The sequence below is a fragment of the Streptomyces sp. NPDC091416 genome (assembly GCF_044756845.1).
Lineage (GTDB): Bacteria > Actinomycetota > Actinomycetes > Streptomycetales > Streptomycetaceae > Streptomyces.
Map to the genome: position 1 here is coordinate 1 of NZ_JBIVTU010000029.1, position 21,376 is coordinate 21,376.

Annotated in this window: 18 protein-coding genes; 9 read left to right on the top strand and 9 right to left on the bottom strand. The window is 68.4% G+C overall.

What is annotated here, in order from left to right; genetic code table 11:
- The first annotated feature begins 473 nt into the window (after positions 1 to 473).
- Complete coding sequence (locus ACIQMX_RS40710) at positions 474 to 3,617, top strand: Tn3 family transposase (protein ID WP_402486301.1); 3,144 nt, start codon at positions 474 to 476, stop codon at positions 3,615 to 3,617.
- 161 nt (positions 3,618 to 3,778) lie between these two features.
- Here ACIQMX_RS40710 and ACIQMX_RS40715 read toward each other — a convergent pair whose 3' ends face one another.
- Complete coding sequence (locus ACIQMX_RS40715) at positions 3,779 to 4,675, bottom strand: helix-turn-helix transcriptional regulator (protein ID WP_267080857.1); 897 nt, start codon at positions 4,673 to 4,675, stop codon at positions 3,779 to 3,781.
- Positions 4,676 to 4,905: 230 nt separating this feature from the next.
- Here ACIQMX_RS40715 and ACIQMX_RS40720 point away from each other — a divergent pair, with 230 nt between their 5' ends.
- From ACIQMX_RS40720 to ACIQMX_RS40730, 3 genes are all read left to right on the top strand, one after another.
- Positions 4,906 to 5,673, top strand: a complete 768-nt coding sequence (locus tag ACIQMX_RS40720) for an SDR family NAD(P)-dependent oxidoreductase (protein ID WP_402486304.1) — start codon at positions 4,906 to 4,908, stop codon at positions 5,671 to 5,673.
- A 64-nt stretch (positions 5,674 to 5,737) separates the two neighbouring features.
- Complete coding sequence (locus tag ACIQMX_RS40725) at positions 5,738 to 6,583, top strand: SDR family oxidoreductase (RefSeq protein WP_402486307.1); 846 nt, start codon at positions 5,738 to 5,740, stop codon at positions 6,581 to 6,583.
- Between the two features lie 65 nt (positions 6,584 to 6,648).
- Positions 6,649 to 7,635: an aldo/keto reductase gene (locus ACIQMX_RS40730; RefSeq protein ID WP_402486310.1), complete on the top strand. Its 987-nt coding sequence runs from the start codon at positions 6,649 to 6,651 to the stop codon at positions 7,633 to 7,635.
- Between the two features lie 164 nt (positions 7,636 to 7,799).
- On the opposite strand, the gene ACIQMX_RS40735 is transcribed toward ACIQMX_RS40730, so the two are convergent.
- The 5 genes from ACIQMX_RS40735 to ACIQMX_RS40755 form a co-directional block, all read right to left on the bottom strand.
- Positions 7,800 to 8,825 carry a recombinase family protein gene (locus ACIQMX_RS40735; protein WP_402486312.1) on the bottom strand — a complete coding sequence of 342 codons (1,026 nt, stop codon included), beginning with the start codon at positions 8,823 to 8,825 and terminating at the stop codon, positions 7,800 to 7,802.
- Between the two features lie 683 nt (positions 8,826 to 9,508).
- Entirely contained in the window at positions 9,509 to 9,802 is a 294-nt protein-coding gene (locus ACIQMX_RS40740) for a DUF1330 domain-containing protein (RefSeq protein ID WP_402486316.1), read from the bottom strand.
- A gap of 219 nt (positions 9,803 to 10,021) precedes the next feature.
- Positions 10,022 to 10,894 carry a carboxylating nicotinate-nucleotide diphosphorylase gene (gene nadC, locus ACIQMX_RS40745; RefSeq protein ID WP_402486319.1) on the bottom strand — a complete coding sequence of 291 codons (873 nt, stop codon included), beginning with the start codon at positions 10,892 to 10,894 and terminating at the stop codon, positions 10,022 to 10,024.
- A 150-nt stretch (positions 10,895 to 11,044) separates the two neighbouring features.
- Positions 11,045 to 12,484, bottom strand: coding sequence for an MFS transporter (locus tag ACIQMX_RS40750; protein ID WP_402486322.1), 1,440 nt, complete (start codon positions 12,482 to 12,484; stop codon positions 11,045 to 11,047).
- Complete coding sequence (locus ACIQMX_RS40755; RefSeq protein ID WP_402486325.1) at positions 12,481 to 13,065, bottom strand: carboxymuconolactone decarboxylase family protein; 585 nt, start codon at positions 13,063 to 13,065, stop codon at positions 12,481 to 12,483. Before ACIQMX_RS40755 ends, ACIQMX_RS40750 begins: the two co-directional genes overlap by 4 nt.
- A 138-nt stretch (positions 13,066 to 13,203) precedes the next feature.
- Here ACIQMX_RS40755 and ACIQMX_RS40760 point away from each other — a divergent pair, with 138 nt between their 5' ends.
- The gene (locus tag ACIQMX_RS40760) at positions 13,204 to 13,500 is read left to right on the top strand and encodes a winged helix-turn-helix transcriptional regulator (RefSeq protein WP_399055837.1); all 297 of its coding nucleotides are present in this window, start codon (positions 13,204 to 13,206) and stop codon (positions 13,498 to 13,500) included.
- A 64-nt stretch (positions 13,501 to 13,564) separates the two neighbouring features.
- Positions 13,565 to 14,434 carry a PhzF family phenazine biosynthesis protein gene (locus tag ACIQMX_RS40765; RefSeq protein ID WP_402486327.1) on the top strand — a complete coding sequence of 290 codons (870 nt, stop codon included), beginning with the start codon at positions 13,565 to 13,567 and terminating at the stop codon, positions 14,432 to 14,434.
- A 73-nt stretch (positions 14,435 to 14,507) separates the two neighbouring features.
- Here the strand turns inward: ACIQMX_RS40765 and ACIQMX_RS40770 are convergent, their stop codons facing one another.
- Positions 14,508 to 17,642 (bottom strand): Tn3 family transposase, encoded by a 3,135-nt coding sequence (locus tag ACIQMX_RS40770; RefSeq protein WP_402486330.1) that lies wholly within the window; start codon positions 17,640 to 17,642, stop codon positions 14,508 to 14,510.
- A gap of 380 nt (positions 17,643 to 18,022) precedes the next feature.
- On the opposite strand from ACIQMX_RS40770, the gene ACIQMX_RS40775 reads away from it, so the two are divergent.
- From ACIQMX_RS40775 to ACIQMX_RS40785, 3 genes are all read left to right on the top strand, one after another.
- Positions 18,023 to 19,015 (top strand): recombinase family protein, encoded by a 993-nt coding sequence (locus tag ACIQMX_RS40775; protein ID WP_402486333.1) that lies wholly within the window; start codon positions 18,023 to 18,025, stop codon positions 19,013 to 19,015.
- A gap of 180 nt (positions 19,016 to 19,195) precedes the next feature.
- Entirely contained in the window at positions 19,196 to 19,600 is a 405-nt protein-coding gene (locus ACIQMX_RS40780) for a hypothetical protein (protein WP_402486335.1), read from the top strand.
- Positions 19,601 to 19,898: 298 nt separating this feature from the next.
- A complete protein-coding gene (locus tag ACIQMX_RS40785) occupies positions 19,899 to 20,207 on the top strand; it encodes a YfhL family 4Fe-4S dicluster ferredoxin (RefSeq protein ID WP_402486338.1) in 309 nt (102 codons plus the stop codon).
- A gap of 319 nt (positions 20,208 to 20,526) precedes the next feature.
- Here ACIQMX_RS40785 and ACIQMX_RS40790 read toward each other — a convergent pair whose 3' ends face one another.
- Entirely contained in the window at positions 20,527 to 20,850 is a 324-nt protein-coding gene (locus ACIQMX_RS40790; RefSeq protein WP_402486341.1) for a hypothetical protein, read from the bottom strand.
- Positions 20,851 to 20,891: 41 nt separating this feature from the next.
- Positions 20,892 to 21,374: a hypothetical protein gene (locus ACIQMX_RS40795; RefSeq protein WP_402486383.1), complete on the bottom strand. Its 483-nt coding sequence runs from the start codon at positions 21,372 to 21,374 to the stop codon at positions 20,892 to 20,894.
- Between the last annotated feature and the right edge of the window lie 2 nt (positions 21,375 to 21,376).

Here is a 21,376-nt window from a genome sequence, read left to right on the forward strand (position 1 = left end):
ATGCTCAGCCGAAGGCCGCCCGCATGTACCGCAGTTACCAGTCCGAGTGATCAAGTACGAGGACTCGTTCGGGCCCTGAGGTTAAAGATCAAGCTGAGTGCCTGTTTCTGAACCTTCGGGCCCTTGGCGCTCGGCTTTTTCGCCAAGTCCTCAGCGGTGGGCTTGAGAATGATCAGCCCGGCAAGGCCCTGCTTCCGACCCACCACGTTGCTTGGCGCAACCTGCGCGATGTGCGTTCGTTGGCCCGTTGATCACGTTCGTCTTCATCGGGAGTCCTCGCATGACGTCACCGTCTCTGCTCCGCAAGTCCGCCCTCGGGGCGGCCGCCCTCGCCTTCGTCCGGCATCGGGGATCAATCGAACCGTGGTTATCGGCGAGGTTGATCTTGGTCGGTTAGCACACCGGTTGCCCCCGGAGCAGGGGTTCAGCGAAAGATCGTCGATCATGGGCGGAGCGTCTCTACGGTCCGCTTCATGCCGGTGGAATTCTTAACTGATGAGCAGGCCGAGGCGTACGGACGGTTCGTTGAGGAGCCGACGCGTCCGGAGCTGGAGCGGTTCTTCTTCCTGGATGACGTGGACCGAGATCTGATCGCACTGCGGCGAACCCAGCATCACCAACTCGGGTTCGCGGTGCAGATGTGCACCGTCCGGTACGTCGGCCGGTTCCTGGTGGATGACCCGCTGGATGTGCCGTGGTCGGTGGTGGAGTACCTGGCCGGGCAGCTGGGGATCGATGATCCGTCGTGCGTGAAGCGGTACACCGAGCGTCGGCAGACCGCGTACGACCACGCGTGGGAGATCCGGGACGCCTACGGCTACCACCAATTCGAGGACCGTGAGTGGGGCCGGAAGTTCCGTGCGCTCCTGCACGGGCGGGCGTGGACACATGCCGAGGGGCCGGTGGCGTTGTTCAACCAGGCGGTGGGCTGGCTGCGGCGTAACCGGGTGCTGTTGCCGGGTGCATCGGTGCTGGCCAAGCAGGTCGCCGCGGTGCGCTCGGTGACGGAGAAGCGCCTGTACGCCACGGTGGCCAATGCCGCGCGGCGGGCGGATGCGTCGTTGCCGGCAGACCTGGTGGCGCTGCTGGAGGTGCCGGAGGGGCGGCGGATCTCGGAGCTGGAGCGGCTGCGCCGGCCGCCGACGAGGACGACGGGCACGGGCATGGCGAAGGCATTGGAGCGGGTGGATGAGATTTCCGCGTTCCACCTGGGCCGGGTGAAGCTGGACAAGGTGCCGCCGAACCGGCTGGCGACACTGGCGCGGGTCGGGCTGGGCTCGAAGGCGCCGATCCTGGAGCGCACGCCGGAGCCGCGCCGTACCGCGCTGCTGGCGTCGGTGGTGCGGCAGCTGGAAGCCTCAGCGATCGATGACGCGCTGGACCTGTTCACGCTGCTGATGCAGGTGAAGCTGATCAGCGCGGCGCGGCGGGCGACGGACCGGGACTGGATGGCGGCCCGGGGCCAGGTGGCGAAGGCGTACCGCATGGTCGACGGCGTGTTCCGGCTGTGGAGTGAGCAGCTGGACCTGATGGCCGCCAGTGGCGCGGACCTCGATCCGGGCGCGATGTGGCGGGCGCTGGAGACGGAGATCGGTCCGCGCGAGGAGGTGCAGGCGGCGTCGAAGCTGGTCGGGGAGTTGATCGGGCCCGGGGACGACGAGGCCGAGGCGGAGATGCGGCGCCTGCTGGGTTCCCGCTACAACACCGTGCGCCCGTTCCTGTCTCTGCTGGGGGAGTCGCCGGCGCTGGGGACAGCCTCCGGCGGCAAACGGATTCTGGAAGCGGTGAAGCGGCTGCCGGCACTGGCGCGGCGGAAGGTGAAGGCCAAGCCGCTGCTGCCGCGCGAGATCGACCAGAAGCTGGTGCCGCCGGCCTGGCGCAAGGCGGTGTACTCCAACCCCGAACTGCCCGAGGGGGCGGTGGACCGGGATGCGTACGTGGTGTGCGTGCTGGAGCAGCTGTTCCGGGCGCTGAACCGACGGGATGTGTTCGCTTCGCCGTCGAACCGGTGGGCCGACCCGCGGGCCAGGCTGCTGGACGGCAAACAGTGGGAGGCCGTCGCCGACGACGTCCTGGCCAGCCTGAGCCTGGACGAGCCGGTCGAGGAGCACCTGGCCGGGCGGGTGCGCGCGTTGGACGCGGCCTGGCAGCTGATGGCCGAGCGCCTGGAGGAGGCCGGGCAGGACGCGAAGCTCAGCTTCGAGATTCAGCCCAACGGCCGCCTGAAGCTGAACGTGGACCGCCTCGGGGCACTGGGCGAGAGCAGGTCCCTGAAGTGGCTGCGTAAGACCACCGCGGCGATGCTCCCGAAGATCGACCTGCCGGACCTGTTGTTCGAGGTCGACTCCTGGACTTCGTTCCTGGACGCCTTCGTGCACCTTGGGGACGGCCGCACCCGCATGGAGGACATCAAGACGTCCCTGGTCGCCCTGCTGGTCGCCGAGGCGTGCAACATCGGCCTCACCCCCGTCGCCGACCCGAACGAGGAGGCGCTCACCCGGGCCCGGCTGGTGCACGTCGACCAGTACTACCTGCGCGCCGACACCATCGCCGCGGCGAACGCCCTCCTGATCGAAGCGCAGGGGAAGGTGCCGATCGTCTCCCAGTGGGGCGAGGGCCTGCTGGCCTCCGTCGACGGGCTGCGGTTTGTGGTGCCCAAGCGGACCATCCACGCCGGTCCCTCGCCGAAGTACTACCACTTCAAACGCGGCATCACCTGGCTGAACGCCGTCAACGACCAGGTCGCCGGCATCGGGCAGATGGTCGTGCCCGGTACCCCGCGCGACTCCCTGCACGTCCTGGACACCTTGCTGAATCTGGACGCCGGCGTGAAGCCCGAGATGGTGGCCACCGACAACGCCTCGTACTCCGACATGGTGTTCGGCCTTTTCTCGATGCTCGGCTACAACTTCTCCCCGCGCTTCAAGGACCTGGCCGACCAGCGGTTCTGGCGGGCGGAGCTGGCCAGTGTCGCCACCGGCGGCTACGGGCCACTGGAGTCGCTGGCCCGCAACAAGGTCAACCTGAACAAGGTGATCACGCACTGGCCGGACATGCTGCGGGTGGCTGGCTCGCTGGTGACCGGGCAGGTCCGCGCCTATGACCTGCTGCGGATGTTCGGCCGCGAGGGACGGCCGACCCCGCTGGGGCAGGCGTTCGCGGAGTACGGGCGGATCGGCAAGACCCTGCACCTGCTGCGTGTGGTCGACCCGGTGGACGACACCTACCGGCGGCAGATGAACCGGCAGCTCACCGTCCAGGAGTCCCGCCACAAGCTGGCACGGGACATCTGCCACGGCAAGCGCGGGCAGATCATGCAGGCGTACCGGTCGGGTCAGGAGGACCAGCTCGGCGCACTCGGGCTGGTCCTGAACGCCGTGGTGCTGTGGACGACCCGGTACATGGACGCTGCCGTCGACGAGCTGCGGGCCCTGCCGGCCGAGGAGCGCGAGCACGAGGTCCTGGACGAGGACGTTGCCCGCCTCTCCCCGCTGCGCCACGCCAACCTCAACGTGCTGGGCCGCTACACCTTCCGCGGCTCCCAGCCGTCCGGTGGGGGCTTGCGGCCCCTGCGCGATCCGGCCGCCGCCGGCCTGGACGAGGACGACGAGGAGTAGGAGCCGCAGGAGTTCGGGGGCCAGGCGTGGCCCGCGGTCCGGCGGATCTCGATCTCGACCTGTCCGTCCGGGCGATGGTGCCCGGCCCGTACCCCCCCGGCAACTGTGGCCCCGGGGTGACGGAAGCCGCACGCTGACGGTTGCGGAGGCGACCTGTGAGGTCAGCTGGGCGGATTGCGGGTTTGTTCCGGCGTGGGCGTGGGCGCGGCCGTGGTGGTGCTGGTCCAGCTGGCGAGTATGCCGAGCGCTTCGGCGGAGGGGGAGGCGGGTTCGGGGGTGTAGATGGCGAGGCTCTGCTCGGGGTCGTCTTCGGCGGCGAGGACGACGTAGTCGAGGGTGAGGTCACCGACGACCGGGTGGTGGAAGCGTTTGGTCCCAGTGGTGTGGGCGCGGACGTCGTGGTCGGCCCAGAGCCTGCGGAACGTGTCGCTGTGCAGGGACAGCTCGCCGATCAGTTCGGTGAGCTGCGGATCGTCGCCATGGCGTCCGGCGTACAGACGCAAGGCGGCCACCGTGTCCCGGGCCACCCGGTCCCATTCGGTGTAGAGGCTGGGGGCGGCCTGGTCGAGGAAGACGAAGCGGGCGAAGTTGCGGTCGCGGTGCGGGCGGGAGGCGAAGTCCGCGAACAGGGCGTAGCCGAGCGGGTTGGCTGCCAGGACGTCCAGGCGCCGGCCCTGGACGACGGCGGGGACGCTGAGCGCGTCCAGGGCCCGGTAGAGGGCGGGGCGCACTCGTTGCGGGGCGAGGGGGCGCTTGCGTCGGGTCCGAGCGGCCGCGGTGGTGGGCTGGGCGAGGTCGAAGAGGTGGGCGCGTTCGGTGTCGTCCAGGTGCAGGGCGCGGGCGACGGCGTCGAGGACGGCTTCGGAGACGCCTTGGGTGCGGCCTCGTTCCAGGCGGATGTAGTAGTCGACGCTGACTCCGGCGAGCTGGGCGACTTCCTCGCGGCGCAGCCCCGGAACGCGGCGGGGCCCGGTGTGGGGGGTGAGGCCGGCCTGTTCGGGGGTGATCCGGGCCCGGCGGGTGCGCAGGAACTCGCGGATCTCGCTGCTGCGGTCCATGTGTCCACCGTACGGCGGGCCCATCGTCCTGCCGGGCAGCGAAAGGGGTACTGCCGGACCCCCGGACGAACGCGCCCCCGTACGGGCCTCCGCGGCGCATCCCTCGGTGGTTGCCTGGATGGCGGGCCTGCTGCACCGCACTGATCCTGGCACTGGCAGGCCGACGGTCCTCTCACCTGCTATGACCCGACATAGGTGACACCGCCTGCCCCGCAATAGAGGGAAGATCCATGGCTTCGAAACTGACCGGCACCGTCGCGCTCGTCACCGGCGCGAGCAGCGGTATCGGCACCGCCACCGCCCGGCTGCTCGCCGAGCAGGGCGCCTCCGTGGCGCTGGTGGCCCGCCGCAAGGACCGCCTCGACGACCTGGCCGCGGAGATCACGTCCACCGGCGGGACCGCCCTGGCGGTGGCGGCGGACATCACCGACCGGGCTCAGGCCGAGGCGGCCGTGCAGCAGACCGTCGAGCACTTCGGACGCCTGGACATCCTGGTCAACAACGCCGGCCTGATGCTGCTCGGCCCCGTCGTCGGCGCGGACCCCACCGAGTGGGAGCGCATGATCGCCGTCAACGTCCAGGGTCTGCTGCACACCACCCACGCCGCCCTGCCGCACCTGCTCAAGGCCGGCCAGGACGACCCGCGACAGGTCGCCGACATCGTCAACATCAGCTCGATCGCCGGTCGCGAGGCATGGAACGGCTACGGCGTCTACAACCTCACCAAGTTCGGCGTGAACGGCTTCACCGAGTCCCTGCGCAAGGAAATTACCCAGCGCCACGTACGCGTGGGTGTGCTGGAGCCGGGCGGCGTGGCCACCGAGCTCACCTCGCACAACGACCACAAGCCCGATATCCGCGAAGCGACCGCCGCCTTCTTTGAGCAGACCGAGGTGTTGCAGCCCGAGGACATCGCCGACGGCGTCGCCTACATGGTCACCCGCCCCCGTCACGCCTCCATCGGCGAACTGTGGATCATGCCCACCGACCAGGCCTGACCACCCCGCAGCACCCGAGACAACCCACAGAACCCGATAGAAACCGAAAGAAATGGGCTCCCTCATGAGCAAGGTCATCTTCGTCACCGGCGCCGGACGCGGCCTGGGCACCGACATCGCCCGCGAGGCCCTCGCAGCCGGCCACCAGGTCATCGCCACCGGACGGCGCCCCGCGGAGGTCGAGAAGACCCTCGGCGGACCGCAGGACAACCTCCTGACCACCAAGCTCGACATCACCAGTCCCGCCGACGCCGAGGCCGCCGCCCAGGCCGCCGTCGCCCACTTCGGCCGCATCGACGTACTGATCAACAACGCCGGGAACTTCTACGCCGGCTACTTCGAAGAGATCACCGACGAGCAGATGCGCCAGCAGTTCGAGACCAACCTCTTCGGCCCGATGAACGTCACCCGCGCCATCCTGCCGATCCTCCGCAAGCAGCGCGACGGGCACATCATCACCCTCTCCTCCTCCGCCGGACTCATCGGCCAGGAGTTCTGCGTCGCGTACGCCGCCTCCAAGTTCGGCGTCGAGGGCTGGATGGAGTCGCTGCGCTATGACGTCGAGCCCTACAACATCCGCACCACCGTCGTGGAACCCGGCTTCTTCCGCACCGAGCTCCTCGTGGACGCCTCCACCACCTGGCCCGAGCCGACCATCGCCGACTACGCCGAGCGCACCACCGCCACCGTCGAAGCCTGGAAGAGCATGAACGGCCAGCAGGGCGGCGACCCCGTCAAGCTCGCCCGCGCCCTGCTGACCATCGCCGACCAGACCGAGCCGCCGCTGCGTTTCGTCGCGGGCGCCGACGCCATCGAGGGCGTCGAAGCCAAGGCGAAGGAACTCCTCGCCCAGGCCCAGGCCTCCCGCGAACTCGGCGGCAACCTCGGCCACGACGACGCCACCGCCTGACGGCCCCTGGCTCCCACCCGCCCGTCACCCACGACTGACGCTCACCACGAAGCACGGAGTATCCGATGAAGCACACTTCCCTGGGCGGGCTAGATGTCTCGCGCATCGGCCTGGGGGCCATGACCATGGCCGGCACCTACACCGCCGGCGGAAGGCTCGACGACAGCGAGTCGATCCGCACCATCCACCGGGCACTGGACCTCGGCGTCACGCACATCGACACCGCCGAGATCTACGGCCCCTTCCACAGCGAGGAAGTCGTCGGCAAGGCCATCAGGGGCCGCCGCGACCAGGTCGTCGTGGCAACCAAGTTCGGTCTGGTCTCCCACTCCGGCACCAGCCCGGCCCCGGGCGTCACCGACAGCAGCGCCGCCAACGTCAAGGCCGCCGTCGAGGGCTCCCTGAAGCGGCTCGGCACCGACCACATCGACCTGTATTACCAGCACCGCGTCGATCCGAACACGCCCATCGAGGAGACCGTCGGCGCCCTGGCCGAGCTGGTCACCGCAGGCAAGGTCCGCCACATCGGGCTCTCCGAGGCCAGCCCCGCAACGATCCGCCGCGCGCACGCCGTGCACCCGATCGCCGCCCTGCAGACGGAGTACTCGCTGTGGACCCGCGACGTCGAGGACGAGATCCTGCCGTTGCTTCGCGAGCTGGGCATCGGCTTCGTCCCCTACTCGCCGCTCGGACACGGCCTGCTGACCGGACAAATCCGCAGCGTCGACGACTTCCCCGACGACGACTGGCGCAAGACCAACCCGCGTTTCACCGGCGAGAACTTCCAGCGCAACCTGGCCATCGTCGACGAGGTACAGGCGATCGGCGCCGAGATCGGCGCAACCCCCGCGCAGACCGCGCTGGCCTGGCTGCTGACCCGCGGCAACGACATCGCCCCCATCCCCGGCACCCGGCGGGTCGCACGCGTCGAGGAGAACACAGCCGCCGACGGCATCGAACTCACCCCGGCCCAGCTGGAGCGGCTGAACAACCTCACCTCCGCCGCGGGCGAGCGCCACGACGAGACGAACATGGCCTCCATCGACCGCTGAACCCGGCCGAACGAACGGAGCACGCCAGCCAATCATGCCCGGCCGGCGCCGCCCGCCCAGCCGACGCCGGGCGGGCGGCCGCGCATTTCGGTGTCCGAGTACGGGGTTGGGGAACATCGGTACAGCCATTAACGCTAAGCAGTTGATCTTGACTGGGGGGCCGGTCAGGACGGGTCGAGCTCAAGGTCGGGATTGTCGATCCGCTGGGCGATGATGCGTTCGCGCAGGTCGGTTTCTTCCACGGTGAAGGGCTCGCTGGGGCGCCGGATGCGGGTACGCGCGGGTGCCGCAGGCAGGTCTTCGGCGTCGGGGGCGTCGCGCTGTTCGGCTTCGGCGAGGGCCCGGTACACCGAGGCGACCGAGGGGTGTTGGTCCTTGTTCTTGCCGGTCTTGATGGTGAGCTTCTTGGCGATCTCGGGGACGGGGACGCCCTTATCCTTGAGGGTCTGAGCGAAGGTGAGCATGTCGTCGTCGATGACCTTGGGCCGTCCGCCGTGGTTGCCCTTGGATGCCGCGGACACCTGGCCCTCGAGCGTCTTCTCCCGGATGTAGTTGCGCTCGATCTGTGCGGCGGCCGCGAGGACGGCGAAGAACATGGCGCCCATGCCGTTGGGGTCGTGGATGCCGGTGAGCGGGCCGGTGAGGAGTTCGAGCTGGACGCCGGCCGCCTGGAGCTGGCCGGAGAGCGTCATCAGCTCGGCCGCGTTCCGCGCCAGGCGCTTGAGTTCGTGGACGGTGAGGATGACCTCTTGGTCGGGAGCGGCCTCCTTGATGTCGTACGCGAGCTTGAGGGCCTTCTCCAGCTCCGGCCGGGTCTTGATCCTCGTGCTGATCTTTTCGGAGTAGACGCTCTTGCAGTCGGCGCGGGCGAGTGCGTCGAGCTGGCTCTGCAGTTCCTGCGTTGCGGTCGAGCAGCGGGCGTACCCGATCCGGATGGGCCTGGCCGGCGGAGCGGAGGACATCTCCTCGACCGGCGGGCCCGGCTTCCAGGTTCGTCCCGGGCCGCGGTCGTCGGGCACCAGGACTTCGAGCTCTTCGCGGAGCGCGGGCACGAGGATGAAGCGGGCGGTGTGGTACTTGGTGGCGGTCTTGCCGCCGCGGGTGCGGCATGGACTCCCGCCGGGGACCTCGCACTTGGGGCAGTCGTAGCGTTCTACCGCATTTGCGGCTTGATCGGGTGTCAGCTGCATGAGATCAGGCTCTCAGAAGTGCTTCGCAGAACACCTTGGTTTTGACAGGGGTTTTGCGAATGGCGACCTGCGGAAATGTGGCCGCTCGGAGGCTGTTCTCAGAACTCTCGCATCTGGTCATTTGTGAGAGTCACTCGCCGCGCCCGGTCGCGCGGCACACCGCAGTCAGGTCTCCTGGAGGAGGCTCGCCAGGAGCCGACCGAAGTTGCGGCAGTCGCCGCCGTCGCAGAACCGGATGCCGGGCTCGCTCTCGCACATCCAGCACGACAGACACAGGCCGCTTCGCTGAACCTGGAGGGTGGTCCAGAAGCCGAGCTCGGCACCCGACTGGTATGACCGGAGGTCGTCCCAGGGCAGAGTCCGCCATCGGGGCGTGACCAGGACCGTGGTCCAGGCGGGCGTGTCCCACCAAGCTCCGCACCGACGCCGCCCGCGCCACCAGCCTCCTACGAGCCCTGCTCGTCCTGACCGACCTCGAAGTCAACCGCTGACAGACGATCAAGACCCGAGGCAGCCGCCCACCACCAGCACGAGAACCCACGAGCCCTGCCACACCAGCACCGTTGATCAGAGTTTTTCAAGCTGGTGGATCTTCGCTCTGGCCGCCTGCCCGCCCGGCGGCGTGGTGCTTCTTCTCCGTCGCGGTGCCTGTCGGAGCTGGACGCCGGGCGGGTCGCGGACTGTCAGTCGATGCCTTCGACGATGCGGAAGTCGCGCTCGACGGCGTCGGAGAGGGCGGCCAGCGCCTCCTGGTAGGCCTCGCTCTCGCGTGCCGCGAGGGCCTGTTCAAAGCTGTCGAACTCGATCACGACGGTGCGCTCGGCGATTCCGGCGTCGTGTGCGACGACCCGGTCGCCTCGGGTGAGGGTCCGCCCGCCCCCGGCCCGGACGGCCAGACCGGCCAGCTTGTCGTAAGCAGGCAGCTTCTCAGGGTCTGAAATGGTGCGGTAGACGCTGACCCAGTAGCCCTTGGGCACGGAACCTCCAGTATTCGAAGAGCACATCTGACGTCGTATTAGCAATTCAGTTCGTTCGTATCCGACGGCGGGTCGCCGGGATGATCCGGGGCACGAGCTGGTCGGCTCCGACCCTGCGGTCGACCGTCGCAGGCTCCTCCCGAATGTCGGATCGTGCGGTCGCGTCGCAATTGCGACGCTGGGAGTCTGCGATTCGACCGAAGCTGCCGACTCGGCCTCTCACGATGGGGAGATGCTCAGAAGCATGCTCAGATCCATGGCCGGCGCGCTGTGGGTCAGCGCGCCGACGGAGATGGCATCGACTCCGGTTTCCGCGACGGCGCGCAAGTCGTCCAAGGTGATCGTGCCCGAGGCCTCCAGCTTGATGCCGGAGTCGGGGGCCAGTTCGCGTCGGAGGCGGACGGCTTCGGCCAGCTGCGGCACGGTCATGTTGTCGAGCATGATCCATGACGGCTCGGCCTGCAGCGCTTCACGGGCTTGGGCGAGCGTGGCCACCTCCACCTCGATGGCCATGGTCTTGCCCTCCGACGCCATGTTCTTACGGACGCTGTCGATGGCGGCGGTGACGCCGCCGGCGGCCGCGATGTGGTTCTCCTTGAGGAGCACCATGGCAGCGAGGTCCAGCCGATGATTGTGCCCTCCGCCCGCGGCGACCGCGTACTTGTCCAGCAACCGAAGTCCAGGGGCGGTCTTGCGGGTATCCAGGACGCGGACAGGCAGATCGCGCACGGCGGCCAGATACCGATCGGTGAGTGTGGCGATGCCGCAAAGCCGCTGGAGGAGGTTCAGCACCGTCCGTTCGCCGGTGATGATCTGGTGTGCCGGGCCGGATATCCGCGCCAGGACATCGTCGGCCTCAAGTCGAGTGCCGTCGGGCACCGACTCGTCGATCCGTGTTTCGCCGCCGATACGGGCGTAAACCTCGGCAGCCAGGGGCATCCCGGCAGCCAGGCCCGGTTGGCGGGTGATGATGACTGCCGTCGCCCATTGTCGCGGCGCGACGCTCCATCGAGTGGTGACGTCATCAGCGGCCGCATCTTCGGATAGCGCGAGTGTCACGACGTTGCGGGCTGCCATGTGAGGGAACTGCATGCGGGGTCCTTAGCTTCCGGTTCGATCGATGGGGCGTGCCGGTGATCGCGGATCCGGCGGTTGCCGGTGCCGAAGGCGCACAGGCGTCCTCGGCACCGACAGCGCCGGTTCCGGCGGCATCTGTGGCAAGGGCTCGGCGTTGACGGCCGATCACGGCGTAGTGGTACGACTGGTACCTCCTGCCGGCTCCTCGATCGGGTCGGTCTCCGGCGGGCGGCGGGCGAGGGCGAGGCTGGTCATAGTCGTGATCGCCATCGCGGCGATGCCGATCAGCGCTGCCGTGGTGTAGGCGCCATTGCTCGGGAAGAGGTGGTCGGTGTCGGTGCCTGCGGCCAGCACCAGGCCGCCGATGGCGCTGCCCAGGGAGTACCCGACGCTTCGGACGACATAGTTGAAGCTCATGGCGCTCGACGTCTCGCTCTTGGGGGTGACGGCCAGGATGACGCCGGGCATGGCGGCCGTGAAGCTGCCGACGCCGAAGCCCAGCACGCCCATGGCCACGAACAGTTCGGCCAGGTTCGACCGGGCCGCCACGAAGAGGACGAATCCACAACCGACGACGACGGCGCTGCCGGCCAAGAGCAAGGGGGCGTCGATCCGCATCCGAACCCGTGGGGTGAGCTTGCCGGCGACGAACCCCAGCACGGAGAACGGAACGAGGACCAGCCCGGCGACGAAGGTGGTCAGCCCGAATCCGTAGCCGACGTCGCGCGGTGTCTGCGCGTAGCGGGTGATGAGCGTGAGTAGGAGGTACATGCCGATCCCGCCGACGAGCATGGCGATGTTCGCTCCGGCGACCGCCGGGTGCCGTAGCGCCCGGACATCGACCAAGGGTGTCTTGCTGCGCAGCTCGGAGGCGGTCCAGGTGCAGAGCAGGAGCACGGCGACGATGGCGAGACTCGCCGCCGCGGCGAGGTGATGGCTCCAGAGACTCGTCTCGCTTGCGAGGAACAGTACGAGGGACAGTCCACCTGCCAGGACGAGCGCGCCCGCTACGTCCACGTGAGCGGAGCGGCCTTCGGGAACTACGGGCATGGAGCGCCAGGCGGCCAGGAAGGCAAGAGCGGTGACGGACAGGCCGAGGCCATAGGCGGCGCGCACGCCGCCGAACTCGGTGAGCAGGCCGGCGAGGGGGTAGCCGACGCCGATCCCGATGATGGAGACCACCGATATCAGGGCGATCGTGGCCGCGCTGCGTCCCTCGGGAAGATGGTCACGGGCTACGCCCATCATCAGCGCCGTCAGACCGAGCCCGATGCCTTGGGCCGCCCTGCCGACGAGCAGCCACGCGAACGGCAGCGGTAGCACGGTGAGCGCACTGCCGGCGACGACGACCGCCAGCGTGGCGAGAATCGTGGCTCGTCGGTGTGCACCGGCTCCGAGCCGGCCGAGGACGGGTGTAGCGACGGCGCCGCTCAGCAGCGCGATGGTCAGCGTCCACTGCGCGCTGTCGAGTGAGACGTGGAACGTGGTCGCCACGCTGGTGATGAGCGGTGCCCCGAGGCTGGCGACTGCCGCCACGACCAGGGCGATGAACATCAGGGAGGGGACAAGGAGCCGCGCCTCGGAGTGCTCCCGGGCAGTGCTCACCGCTTGGTCGCGGTCGTGATGGGGAGGAAGTCGGCGAAGCGAGGCGCGCCGGGCTCGTGCGGCACGCGCGTGGCGCGCGCGGCGAAGCTGACGGCGTGGTACCACCCGCACAGCAGAAGCAGATCGAGCAGCTGGAGCTCGTCGAAGACCGACACGAGCCGTGTCCACAGCGCGTCATCGATGTCGGAACGCTCGCGCAGTGCGTCGACGGCGAGGATGAGCAGCTGTTCCCGCTCGGACGTCCAGCACTCGTCAGCGGGGCCGCCGTGCACCAGGGATGCCGCCTGCTCGCGGGTGAGCCCGACCCGTTCGGCGAACGTCATCATGTGCACGCCCCACTCGTACTCGCAGCCGCACAGCGCGCATGTCCGGTAGATGGCGATCTCGCGTTCCCGCATGGTCAGGGTCAGCTGTCGGCCCAGCTCATAGCGCCCCCATCCGTGCATGGCGCCGGCCATCGGGAGGTTTCTGGCGAACATCCGGAACAGTCCGATCGGTGGCACGTCCCCGGGCATCATGCGCGCGAGCAGCGCGCCGGCCTGGTCGGTGTACGGCGGTTCCAGCAGGGCTATTCGCGGCATCGGCGCTCCCGTTGAGGTTGTTTCGAAATTCGAAACACGCACGGATGCTAGTGTTTCGAATAACGAAACACAAGGAGGGCCATGCCGACACCGCGCCCAGGAACACCGGTTCGTGGATCGACGACCGGCCGCCCGATCATGGCCGCGATGGACCTCTTCGGTCGTCGGTGGGCGCTGCGCATTCTCTGGGAGCTGCGTGCGGGTCCGCTCGGCGCCCGCGCGCTGCTGGCACATTGCGAAGGAATGTCATCCAGCGTCCTCTACCAGCGGCTTCGCGAACTCACGGCAAGCGGGATCATCGCCCCCTCAGCCGACGGCTACGAGCTCACTCGCCTGGGGGCAGCACTCAGTCACGCCCTCCGACCGCTCGACGAATGGGCGATCACCTGGGCGCAGGCGCAAGAACAGAACGATCAGAATCCTGCGGAGGCATGAAGGTGGAGCCGGCGGTGGGCGGGAGAAGCGGACGCCGGTCCGGCACAAGGATCACGGCACTGCGATGAGTAGGCACGGTCTGCCCGTCACGATCGTCCGCGCGTGTCTGCGCGACGGCCAGGGCGGTAGTCCCACCGCGGTGCTGGACGAGGCGCCGTTGAGTGACGATGAACGCCGTCGTGTGCCGGCTGCGATGGGAACGTCGCATGCGGTCTTCGTGTCGGTGCACGACAGCCGACGGGGCGGTCCGGTCGTTTCCCTCCGCTTCTTCACCGCCGAGGGAGAACTGCCTGGGTGCGGTCATGGGACGGTTGCCGCTCTGGCCTTCCTGGCCGAGCGCGCAGGGGGCCGGGAGTATCGAGCCACCATCCATGCGGCAGGGCGTGTCTTCACTGGTTGGTCCATACGGGAGAACACTCATGTCAATGCCGCCTTCGACCCCGGTCCCGTAGACCTCCGCAGGCCCACAGCGATCGAGAGCGACCTTGTCCTGCCCGCACTCGGTGTCACCCTGGGCACACTCGCTCCCGGCACCCGCGTCGCCTCAGTGGGGCGGTCGCGGTTGCTGGTTCCCCTTGCTACGCGGTCCGCTCTCACCACCCTCAGCCCGGACTTCGAACGGCTCCGTGCCGCCTGCGACCGTCTCGGTTTCCTGGGCTGCTACGCCTACTCGGTGCCGACGCCCAGCGGCCGCGCCGCGGCCCGCATGTTCGCCCCGTCGATCGGCGTCGCGGAAGACATCGCCAACGCCAATAGCACCGCCTGCCTCGCTGCGCACCTGGCCGGCCAGGGCATCAGCGACATCGCCGTCGACATGGGTGACTCCCTCGGCAGTCCCTCCACGATCACCGCCACCGCACAGCACGACGCGTCGGGGCTGCTGGTCCTCTTGGGCGGCGCCGCGGATGTCACACGCAGCATCCGCATCCCTTAGCCGGCCCGTAGCAGCTCACCTGCACGGGCTGGTCGGCGCCCGAAGCCCGCTGACCAGACCCGTCCTGGAGCGTTCACTCGTCACTGCCGTCGTCATCCTCATCGAGGCCGACCGCGTCCGGGTCCCGCAGCGGCCGCAGCCCGCCCTTGGGGGTGGAGGCGGTGAAGCTGTAGCGCCCCAGCACGTTGAGGTTCTTGTGCACGAGCGGGGAGAGCCGGGCGACGTCCTCGTCGAGGATCTCGTGTCCCTCGGCCCTGAGCTGAGCCACCGCGGCGTCGATGTAGCGCGACGTCCACAGCACCACCGCGTTCAAGACGAGACCCAGCGAGCCCAACTGATCTTCCATCCCGTCCCGGTACGCCTGGTGGATGGTGCCCTTCTTGCCATGGCAGATGTCGCGGGCGAGGTTGTGGCGGGACTCCTGGACGGACAGCTGCTTGCCCATCTGCCGACGATACGTGTCGTCGACCGGATCGACGACCTGGAGCAGGTGCAGGGTCTTGGCGATGCGCCCGTACTCGGCGAACGCCTGCCCCAGCGGGGTGGGGTGACCCTCGCGGCCGAACATCCGCAGCAGGTCATACGCCCGTACCTGGTTGGTGGTCAGCGATCCCGCGACGCGGAGCATGTCCTCCCAGTTCGTGATCACCTTCTTCAGGTTCACCTTGTTGCGGGCCAGGACATCGAGCAGTCCGTACTCGCCAGCCTCGACCCCGGGCATCTCCGCGCGCCAGAACCGCTGGTCGGCAAGGTCCTTGAAACGCGGGGAGAAGTTATAGCCCAGGATCCTGAACAGCCCGAACACCATGTCGGAGTACGAGGCGTTATCGGTGGCGACCATCTCCGGCTTCACCCCGCCGTCCAGGTTCAACAGAGCGTCCAGGATGTGCAGCGAGTCGCGTGGGGTGCCCGGCACTACCATCTGTCCGATGCCCGCGACCTGGTCATTTACTGCGTTGAGCCAGGTGATGCCGCGCTTGTAGCCGAAGTACTTCGGGTTCGGGGCAGTGCTGATGGACTGCACCGGCACCACGAACCGCAGGCCGTCCACCGAGGCAAGGAGTCCATTGCCCCAGAACTGCACGATGGGCACGGCGGCCTGGGCCTCGATGAGCTTCGCGTTCGCCGCGGCGATGGTGTCGGCGCGCAGGTAGTACTGGTCAACGTGGACGAGCCGGGAGCGGTGCAGGGCGACGTTGCTCGGGTTGACGACCGGGGTCATGCCGATGTTGCACGCCTCGGACACGAGCAGCGCGACCACGCTCGTGGTGAGGTCCTTCATGCGGGTCTTGCCGTCGCCCAGGTGCACGAAGGCGTCCAGAAACCCGGTCCAGGAGTGCACCTCGAACAACAGGTCCGGCAGGTCGATCTTCGGGAGCATCTTCTCCACCCGGCGGCGCAGCCAGCGCAGGGACTTGGGCACCCCGAGTGCGCCGAGCGCGTCCACGTTGAGCTTGGCCCGGCCGTTGGGCTGGACCTCGATGCTGATCTTCGCCTCGTCGCCGGCCTCTGCGAGGCGCTCGGCCATCTGCTTCCACGCCGCGTCCAGGACCCGCACCAGCTCGGCCAGGTGCTGCTCGACGGGCATGTCCAGGCTCAGGCCGTGCAGGACGTCCTCGCGCACCGCCTCCCACGGCTTGCCCTCCAGCAGGCGGGCCCGCGGGTCAGCGAAGCGGTGCGAGGGCCTGGCGAAGATGTCGCGCCGCATCAGCGCCCGGTACAGCTGCTCGAGCACGCACACCACGTACGCGTTGCGGTCCACCGCGCCCTGGGGCAGGTCCTTGTTCGCGTACACCGCCTTGCGCCAAGCCGCCGGCACCACCTTGTCGTCGATCTCTCGCTTGAGCAGCGGCTTCTCGTCGACCCGGCGCCGGTTCAGGGCGGGCAGACGCCGCACAGCGGCCAGGATCCGCTTCCCCTCCGGGGCCGCGTTGAGCATCTTCGTGTCGCCGAGCAGGGACAGGAACGGGCGCACGGTGTTGTAGCGGTTGGCGAGGGCCTCGCGCATCACACTCTCTGCCGACCCGTCGTCCTCCGGAACCAGCGTCACGACCATGGCGGCCGCGCTGGACAGTGCGGCCCGCGGCGCGACCTCCTCCAAAGCCGCCCACAGCGCGGACACATCCACATCCGCGCCGGTCTCCTCGATGAGCTCCAGCTCCTCGATGAACACCTTCGACGCCTTCGCCAGCGCGCGGGCGGCCTTCTCCAGCTGCGGCAGGGTGGAGAGCCGTTCCTTCTCCGTCTTCCGCCGCGCCGTGCTGATCAGCCGGGTTGCCATCAGCACCGTGAACAGCTCCAGCGCGTCGTCGATCGCCTTGGCCTCCAGGTGGCGCATCACCGCAGTCAGCATCGCGGTGCGCTTCGGCTCCGGGGCCCGCTCCAGACTCGTCGCCTTGCTGCCCAGGCCGTAACGGGCCAGCGCGGCCAGCCGGTTCGGCGGCAGCTTGTCCAGCTTCACCCGCCCCAGCCGGTACACGGCGATCTCGTCCACCCGCTCCAGGGCCCGCTTCATCGCGGTGCCCGACGTCTTCGTCGGCGGCCGGCGGAAGTTCTCCAGGTGTGAATACCGCCTGCCCTCGGGCGTCTCCAGCAGCGCCACCAGATCCGCAAGCAAGGCGGGATCCAACCGCCGGGCCGCCCGGGAAACCGTGGTGTGCAGCCGCTTGTCCGCGATCTTGCGGACCTCGGACACCTCCCGCGCCAGCACAGTGACCCCGGGCAGCAACACCCGATTACGCCGCAGCCAGCCGACCGCATGGTCGAACAAAGCCTTCGGGCCCTCCGCGTGCGCCGTCCAGGCCCGGCCGTGCAGGAACGTACGGAACAGCCGCGACCACTTCGGGTCCTCGTACTCGTGGTACTCGTAGGCGTCGCGGATCTCCCACGCGTGCTCGTACGCCGTCGGCTTGCGCTCGGTGTACTGCTTGACGGCGGAGACGTCCTCGATGCCGAGCTGCTCGGCGATGTGCTCGATCACCGGCCACGGCACATCGAGCGGATCGTCCGGCAGGAACCGGCCGATGAAGCGCACGGTGCACATCTGCAGGGCGAAGCCGAGCCGGTTGTGATCCCCACGGCGCTTCGCGATCAGCTTGCGGTCCTCGTCGTCGAGGAAGAAGAACCGCTCCAGCTCAGGCCGGGTCGGCTCCGCATTGAACTTCCCGTACGACGCGGCTTGCTCGTCGGTTAAGAACTCCACTGGCATGGCGCGTGACCGTACGCGGACAACCGCCCTGTGGAGAGCAACTTCACCGAACCGGAATCAAAGCCTCAGACCAAGATCAACTGCTTAGCGTTAATGGCTGTACCGATGTTCCCCAACCCCGGAGTAGGAACGGACCGGAAAGCCGCGTTGCTGCCAAGACCTCACACTGCTCGGCCAAGCGGCTGCTCATCGACCGGATACATGTTCCTCCTCCAGGCGTGCAGTGGATGCTCGTTTCTCAGAAACGATCCTTTCCCGGAGCAAGATCAAGAGCGGTCGCCGGAAACAGCCCGGACCGCCGTTTCACTGTCAGAACTCGTTCTCACTCAAAGGTGGCACGGGCCACATTCTGGGAATCGTTTGTGACACGATCCGGGGTCATGACGGCCCCTCAAACCGCACCCCTGTCCGACGCGGACGATGTCGAACGGCACCCGTGCCCCCGGTGTCACGCACAGCCAGGCTCACCCTGCCGCTCGCGCTCCGGGGCGGTCGCCGGCACCTACCACACCGGCCGCTTCACCAAGGTGCCCCGGCTCGCCAAGCTCCTGCGCGTGCCGACCCCGGCCGACCGCGGCCCGGGCCAGCCGTGGCGGCCCGGCACCCCGATCCCGGCGCCGGTCGACCCCAAGGCCCCGAGCGCGGACATCCGCATCGGCTACGCCCGCTGCTCGACCCTGGGCCAGGAGCTCGACAGCCAGCTCGACGCGCTCGCCGCGAAGAACATCCCCCGGGACAAGATCTTCGCCGAGAAGATCAGCACCCGGGTGCGGGTCCGGCCCGAGTTCGAGGCCGCGCTCGCCGCCGCTCGGGAGGTCAAGGCCCACGCCCCGCACTGCCGGGTGATCTTCACGGTGTACGAGATGAAGCGGCTCGGGCGGGATGCCGCCGAGCTGACCGCGCTCGCCGATCACCTCGCCGCCCACGGCCTGGTGCTGGAGATGCTCGCAGGCCCCCTGGCCGGGATCTACGATCCCACCGGTCACGGACGGCTGCTGTTCGCGTTCTTCGCCGCGATGGCAGAGACCGAGCGGGAGAACATCCGCGAGTCCACGCTGGAGGGACTCGATGCAGCGGCCCGCAAGGGCAAGCACGGCGGCCGACCGCCGGTCATCACCGACGACATGCTCCACACCGTCCTGCGCCGCCGGGCGAACGGCGAGACGATCGAGCAGATCCAGCCCGACCTGATCATCCCCACCGGCCGTCGCAAGGGCCAGAACCCGAGCCTGTCGAGCATCTACCGGGCGCTCGCCGAGCATGCCAAGCGTCAGGCGTACCCGGAGGCCGTCGAGCAGGCGCACGCCGACTTCGCCGCCCTCCAGACTGTCGGGAGCATTCCGGGCCAGATGGCGGGGAGCATCAGCGCATGATCTACGGAATCCCCCGTGCCAAGGGCGCTCCCGCTCTGAGAGCGCTTCCTGGCCAGGGCGGCCCTTTCGGCCGCCGGTCCGCGCCGGGCGAGGATGACACAACTACTCAGACTCGGGCCCCGACCAACCGGCCGGGGCCTGTGCTGTTCAAGATCAATCTCACCGATAACCACGGTTCGATTGATCCCCGACGCCGTCGTCCTTGCCTTGGGGGCCGCTTCACCGGCCTCAGCCCAGGACACTCAGGTCACCCTCGAAGTCGCCGGGACGGACTTCAAGGGCACCATGCCCATCGCAACCGGGCCCCGGCCCGTGTTCGACGGCACCCTCTGCGACGCAGGCACCAACAGTTCGACGCCGATCACTGCCCTGGTTGACGCCTCCGACAAGTTCGAGTTCAACGTGCAGAGCACCTACGACGAGGTCCTCAAGGATTTCATCGTGACCGGCATCGACGTCGATGAGGCAGACAGCACTCACCAGTGGAACATCTACGTCAACGACGTGGTGATCACGAACGGCGGCTGCCACACACCGGTAGCTGGCGGCGACAAGATCAAATTCGCCTTGGAGTCGCGCGTGTAGGCGTCATCCGCCTCGGCGCCGTCAGGCACAAGAACCTGGCGCCGCTCTCACCCGCGCCAGGCGAGCCCCGGTGTTCCGTTCCAGGAGCAGTCACAGGGACTGTTCCTGGAACGGAAGCACAGCGTGGTGTCCGGGGTCCGCCGTCGGCACCAGCCGCGGCGCACCTGTTGTCCAACCGGAGGTATCTGCGGAGTCCTCCGGTCTGCCCTGCCGGAGTTTGCGCGGGTGCCGCACGGGACTGCCTGGCTGTTCGCTCGTTGGTCATCGGACTGAACCAGGGAACAGGAGTGAAGTACCAGTGGCCATCAAGATCACCGAAGACTGCATCAACTGCGGCGCGTGCGAGCCCGAGTGCCCCAACGAGGCGATCAAGGAGGGCGGCGAGATCTACGTGATCAACCCCAATGCCTGCACGGAGTGCGTGGGGTTCTACGACCAGGAGGCCTGCCAGGCCGTATGTCCTGTGGAGTGCTGCGTACCGGATCCGGACAGGACGGAGAGCGAGGATGTCCTGATCAAACGAGCGTTGAGCCTGCACCCCGACGACACCGAGCTGAAGAGGAAGGCGGAAGCCGACGACTACCCCAGCCACTTCCGGAAGAAGTGACCTCGGATCCGCCCGGGGAACACCGTTGAGCACTCGCTGGCCGGCTGCGGGGCGTAGGGGATAGTCGGCGACTCGGTGCAGGTCACGTGCTTCTGACAGGTACGGGGCGGGCTGAGACGGCATCTCGGCCCCGCCCCGCACCTCAGGGGACCCTTGCGGTCCGGGCTGCTCTGGCAGCCGCATCGGCCGGGCCGTGATGCGGGCCTCGGAGCCGCCGACCATGTCTACCTTCCGTGTCGCGGACAGAAGGTGCCGGCCGGCCCGGCCCTTCAGACAGCCTCCCGCGGTGTCGAACTTCCACCACTGTCCTCGGCGGCCGTCAGGACTTCGCGCTCGTGCGGCGGGCGTGCTGCTGGCGTACGAGAGCGGTGTGCATGCGCACCGCGGCGGCTCGGTCGGGTGCGTGAAAGACGCGGGCGTCGCGGTCGTAGTTGTCGAGCAGTTGCTTACCGACCAGAACTTTCATGTCCAGGTCGCTGCCACATGCCTTGAACAGGGCGCGGTAGTGGGCTTGATATTCCGGGAGGCTCTTCTTGCGGCGGGGTGCTGCAGACGCGGGGTGGCCGGTGGCTGCGATGGATGATGCGACAAGGCCGCCGAGCGCTACCTTGAGCGCGCGGCGGCGAGTCGGTTCAAGAGTCATGCACGGAAAGTAGCAGAACTGCTACGGAGTGCTTCGGGTGGTCAGACCCAGACGCTTCGCTGGGTTCCCCACCCCCAGCTGCCGAAGGTCTCTCCGCCGTAGGCGCCTGCCTGGACGTACACGCGGCCGTCCGAGCGCATGGGGCCCGTCTCGTTGATCGTTTCCTGTGCATACGGGTGGCTGCTGTCGCTGCAGGGCCGTGTCACGTACCGCCAGCTCTCAGCGCTCGACCCGAAGGCCATACCCCATTCCTGGGAGGGGCCTCCGTCCCGATGGCACCGGGACTTCACGACGGCGGTCAGTTCGTACTGGTCACCGTTGCGGGTGACGGTGCCGGTGATGTCCACCCAGTACGAGTTGCGGGTGGTGTCACCCGTGCCGCTCTCGTACGTGACGTGGAAGTCCTCGGACGCGGCGGCGGCGGGGTTGATCCCGCCCAGCGTGGCCATCATCGCGGTTACCGCGCACAGTACAAACCGGACTGCGGCCCGGCGCGCCCTGACCGCCCAATACCCGTACAGCATCG

Coding starts and splice junctions, on each gene's coding strand:
- ACIQMX_RS40735 (WP_402486312.1), bottom strand. CDS start 8,825: ATGCAGCTGACACCCGATCAAGCCGCAAATGCGGTAGAACGCTACGAC.
- ACIQMX_RS40760 (WP_399055837.1), top strand. CDS start 13,204: ATGGCCGCGATGGACCTCTTCGGTCGTCGGTGGGCGCTGCGCATTCTC.
- ACIQMX_RS40770 (WP_402486330.1), bottom strand. CDS start 17,642: ATGCCAGTGGAGTTCTTAACCGACGAGCAAGCCGCGTCGTACGGGAAG.
- ACIQMX_RS40775 (WP_402486333.1), top strand. CDS start 18,023: ATGACGGCCCCTCAAACCGCACCCCTGTCCGACGCGGACGATGTCGAA.
- ACIQMX_RS40765 (WP_402486327.1), top strand. CDS start 13,565: ATGAGTAGGCACGGTCTGCCCGTCACGATCGTCCGCGCGTGTCTGCGC.
- ACIQMX_RS40715 (WP_267080857.1), bottom strand. CDS start 4,675: ATGGACCGCAGCAGCGAGATCCGCGAGTTCCTGCGCACCCGCCGGGCC.
- ACIQMX_RS40725 (WP_402486307.1), top strand. CDS start 5,738: ATGAGCAAGGTCATCTTCGTCACCGGCGCCGGACGCGGCCTGGGCACC.
- ACIQMX_RS40795 (WP_402486383.1), bottom strand. CDS start 21,374: ATGCTGTACGGGTATTGGGCGGTCAGGGCGCGCCGGGCCGCAGTCCGG.
- ACIQMX_RS40755 (WP_402486325.1), bottom strand. CDS start 13,065: ATGCCGCGAATAGCCCTGCTGGAACCGCCGTACACCGACCAGGCCGGC.
- ACIQMX_RS40790 (WP_402486341.1), bottom strand. CDS start 20,850: ATGACTCTTGAACCGACTCGCCGCCGCGCGCTCAAGGTAGCGCTCGGC.
- ACIQMX_RS40710 (WP_402486301.1), top strand. CDS start 474: ATGCCGGTGGAATTCTTAACTGATGAGCAGGCCGAGGCGTACGGACGG.
- ACIQMX_RS40720 (WP_402486304.1), top strand. CDS start 4,906: ATGGCTTCGAAACTGACCGGCACCGTCGCGCTCGTCACCGGCGCGAGC.
- ACIQMX_RS40730 (WP_402486310.1), top strand. CDS start 6,649: ATGAAGCACACTTCCCTGGGCGGGCTAGATGTCTCGCGCATCGGCCTG.
- nadC (WP_402486319.1), bottom strand. CDS start 10,894: ATGCAGTTCCCTCACATGGCAGCCCGCAACGTCGTGACACTCGCGCTA.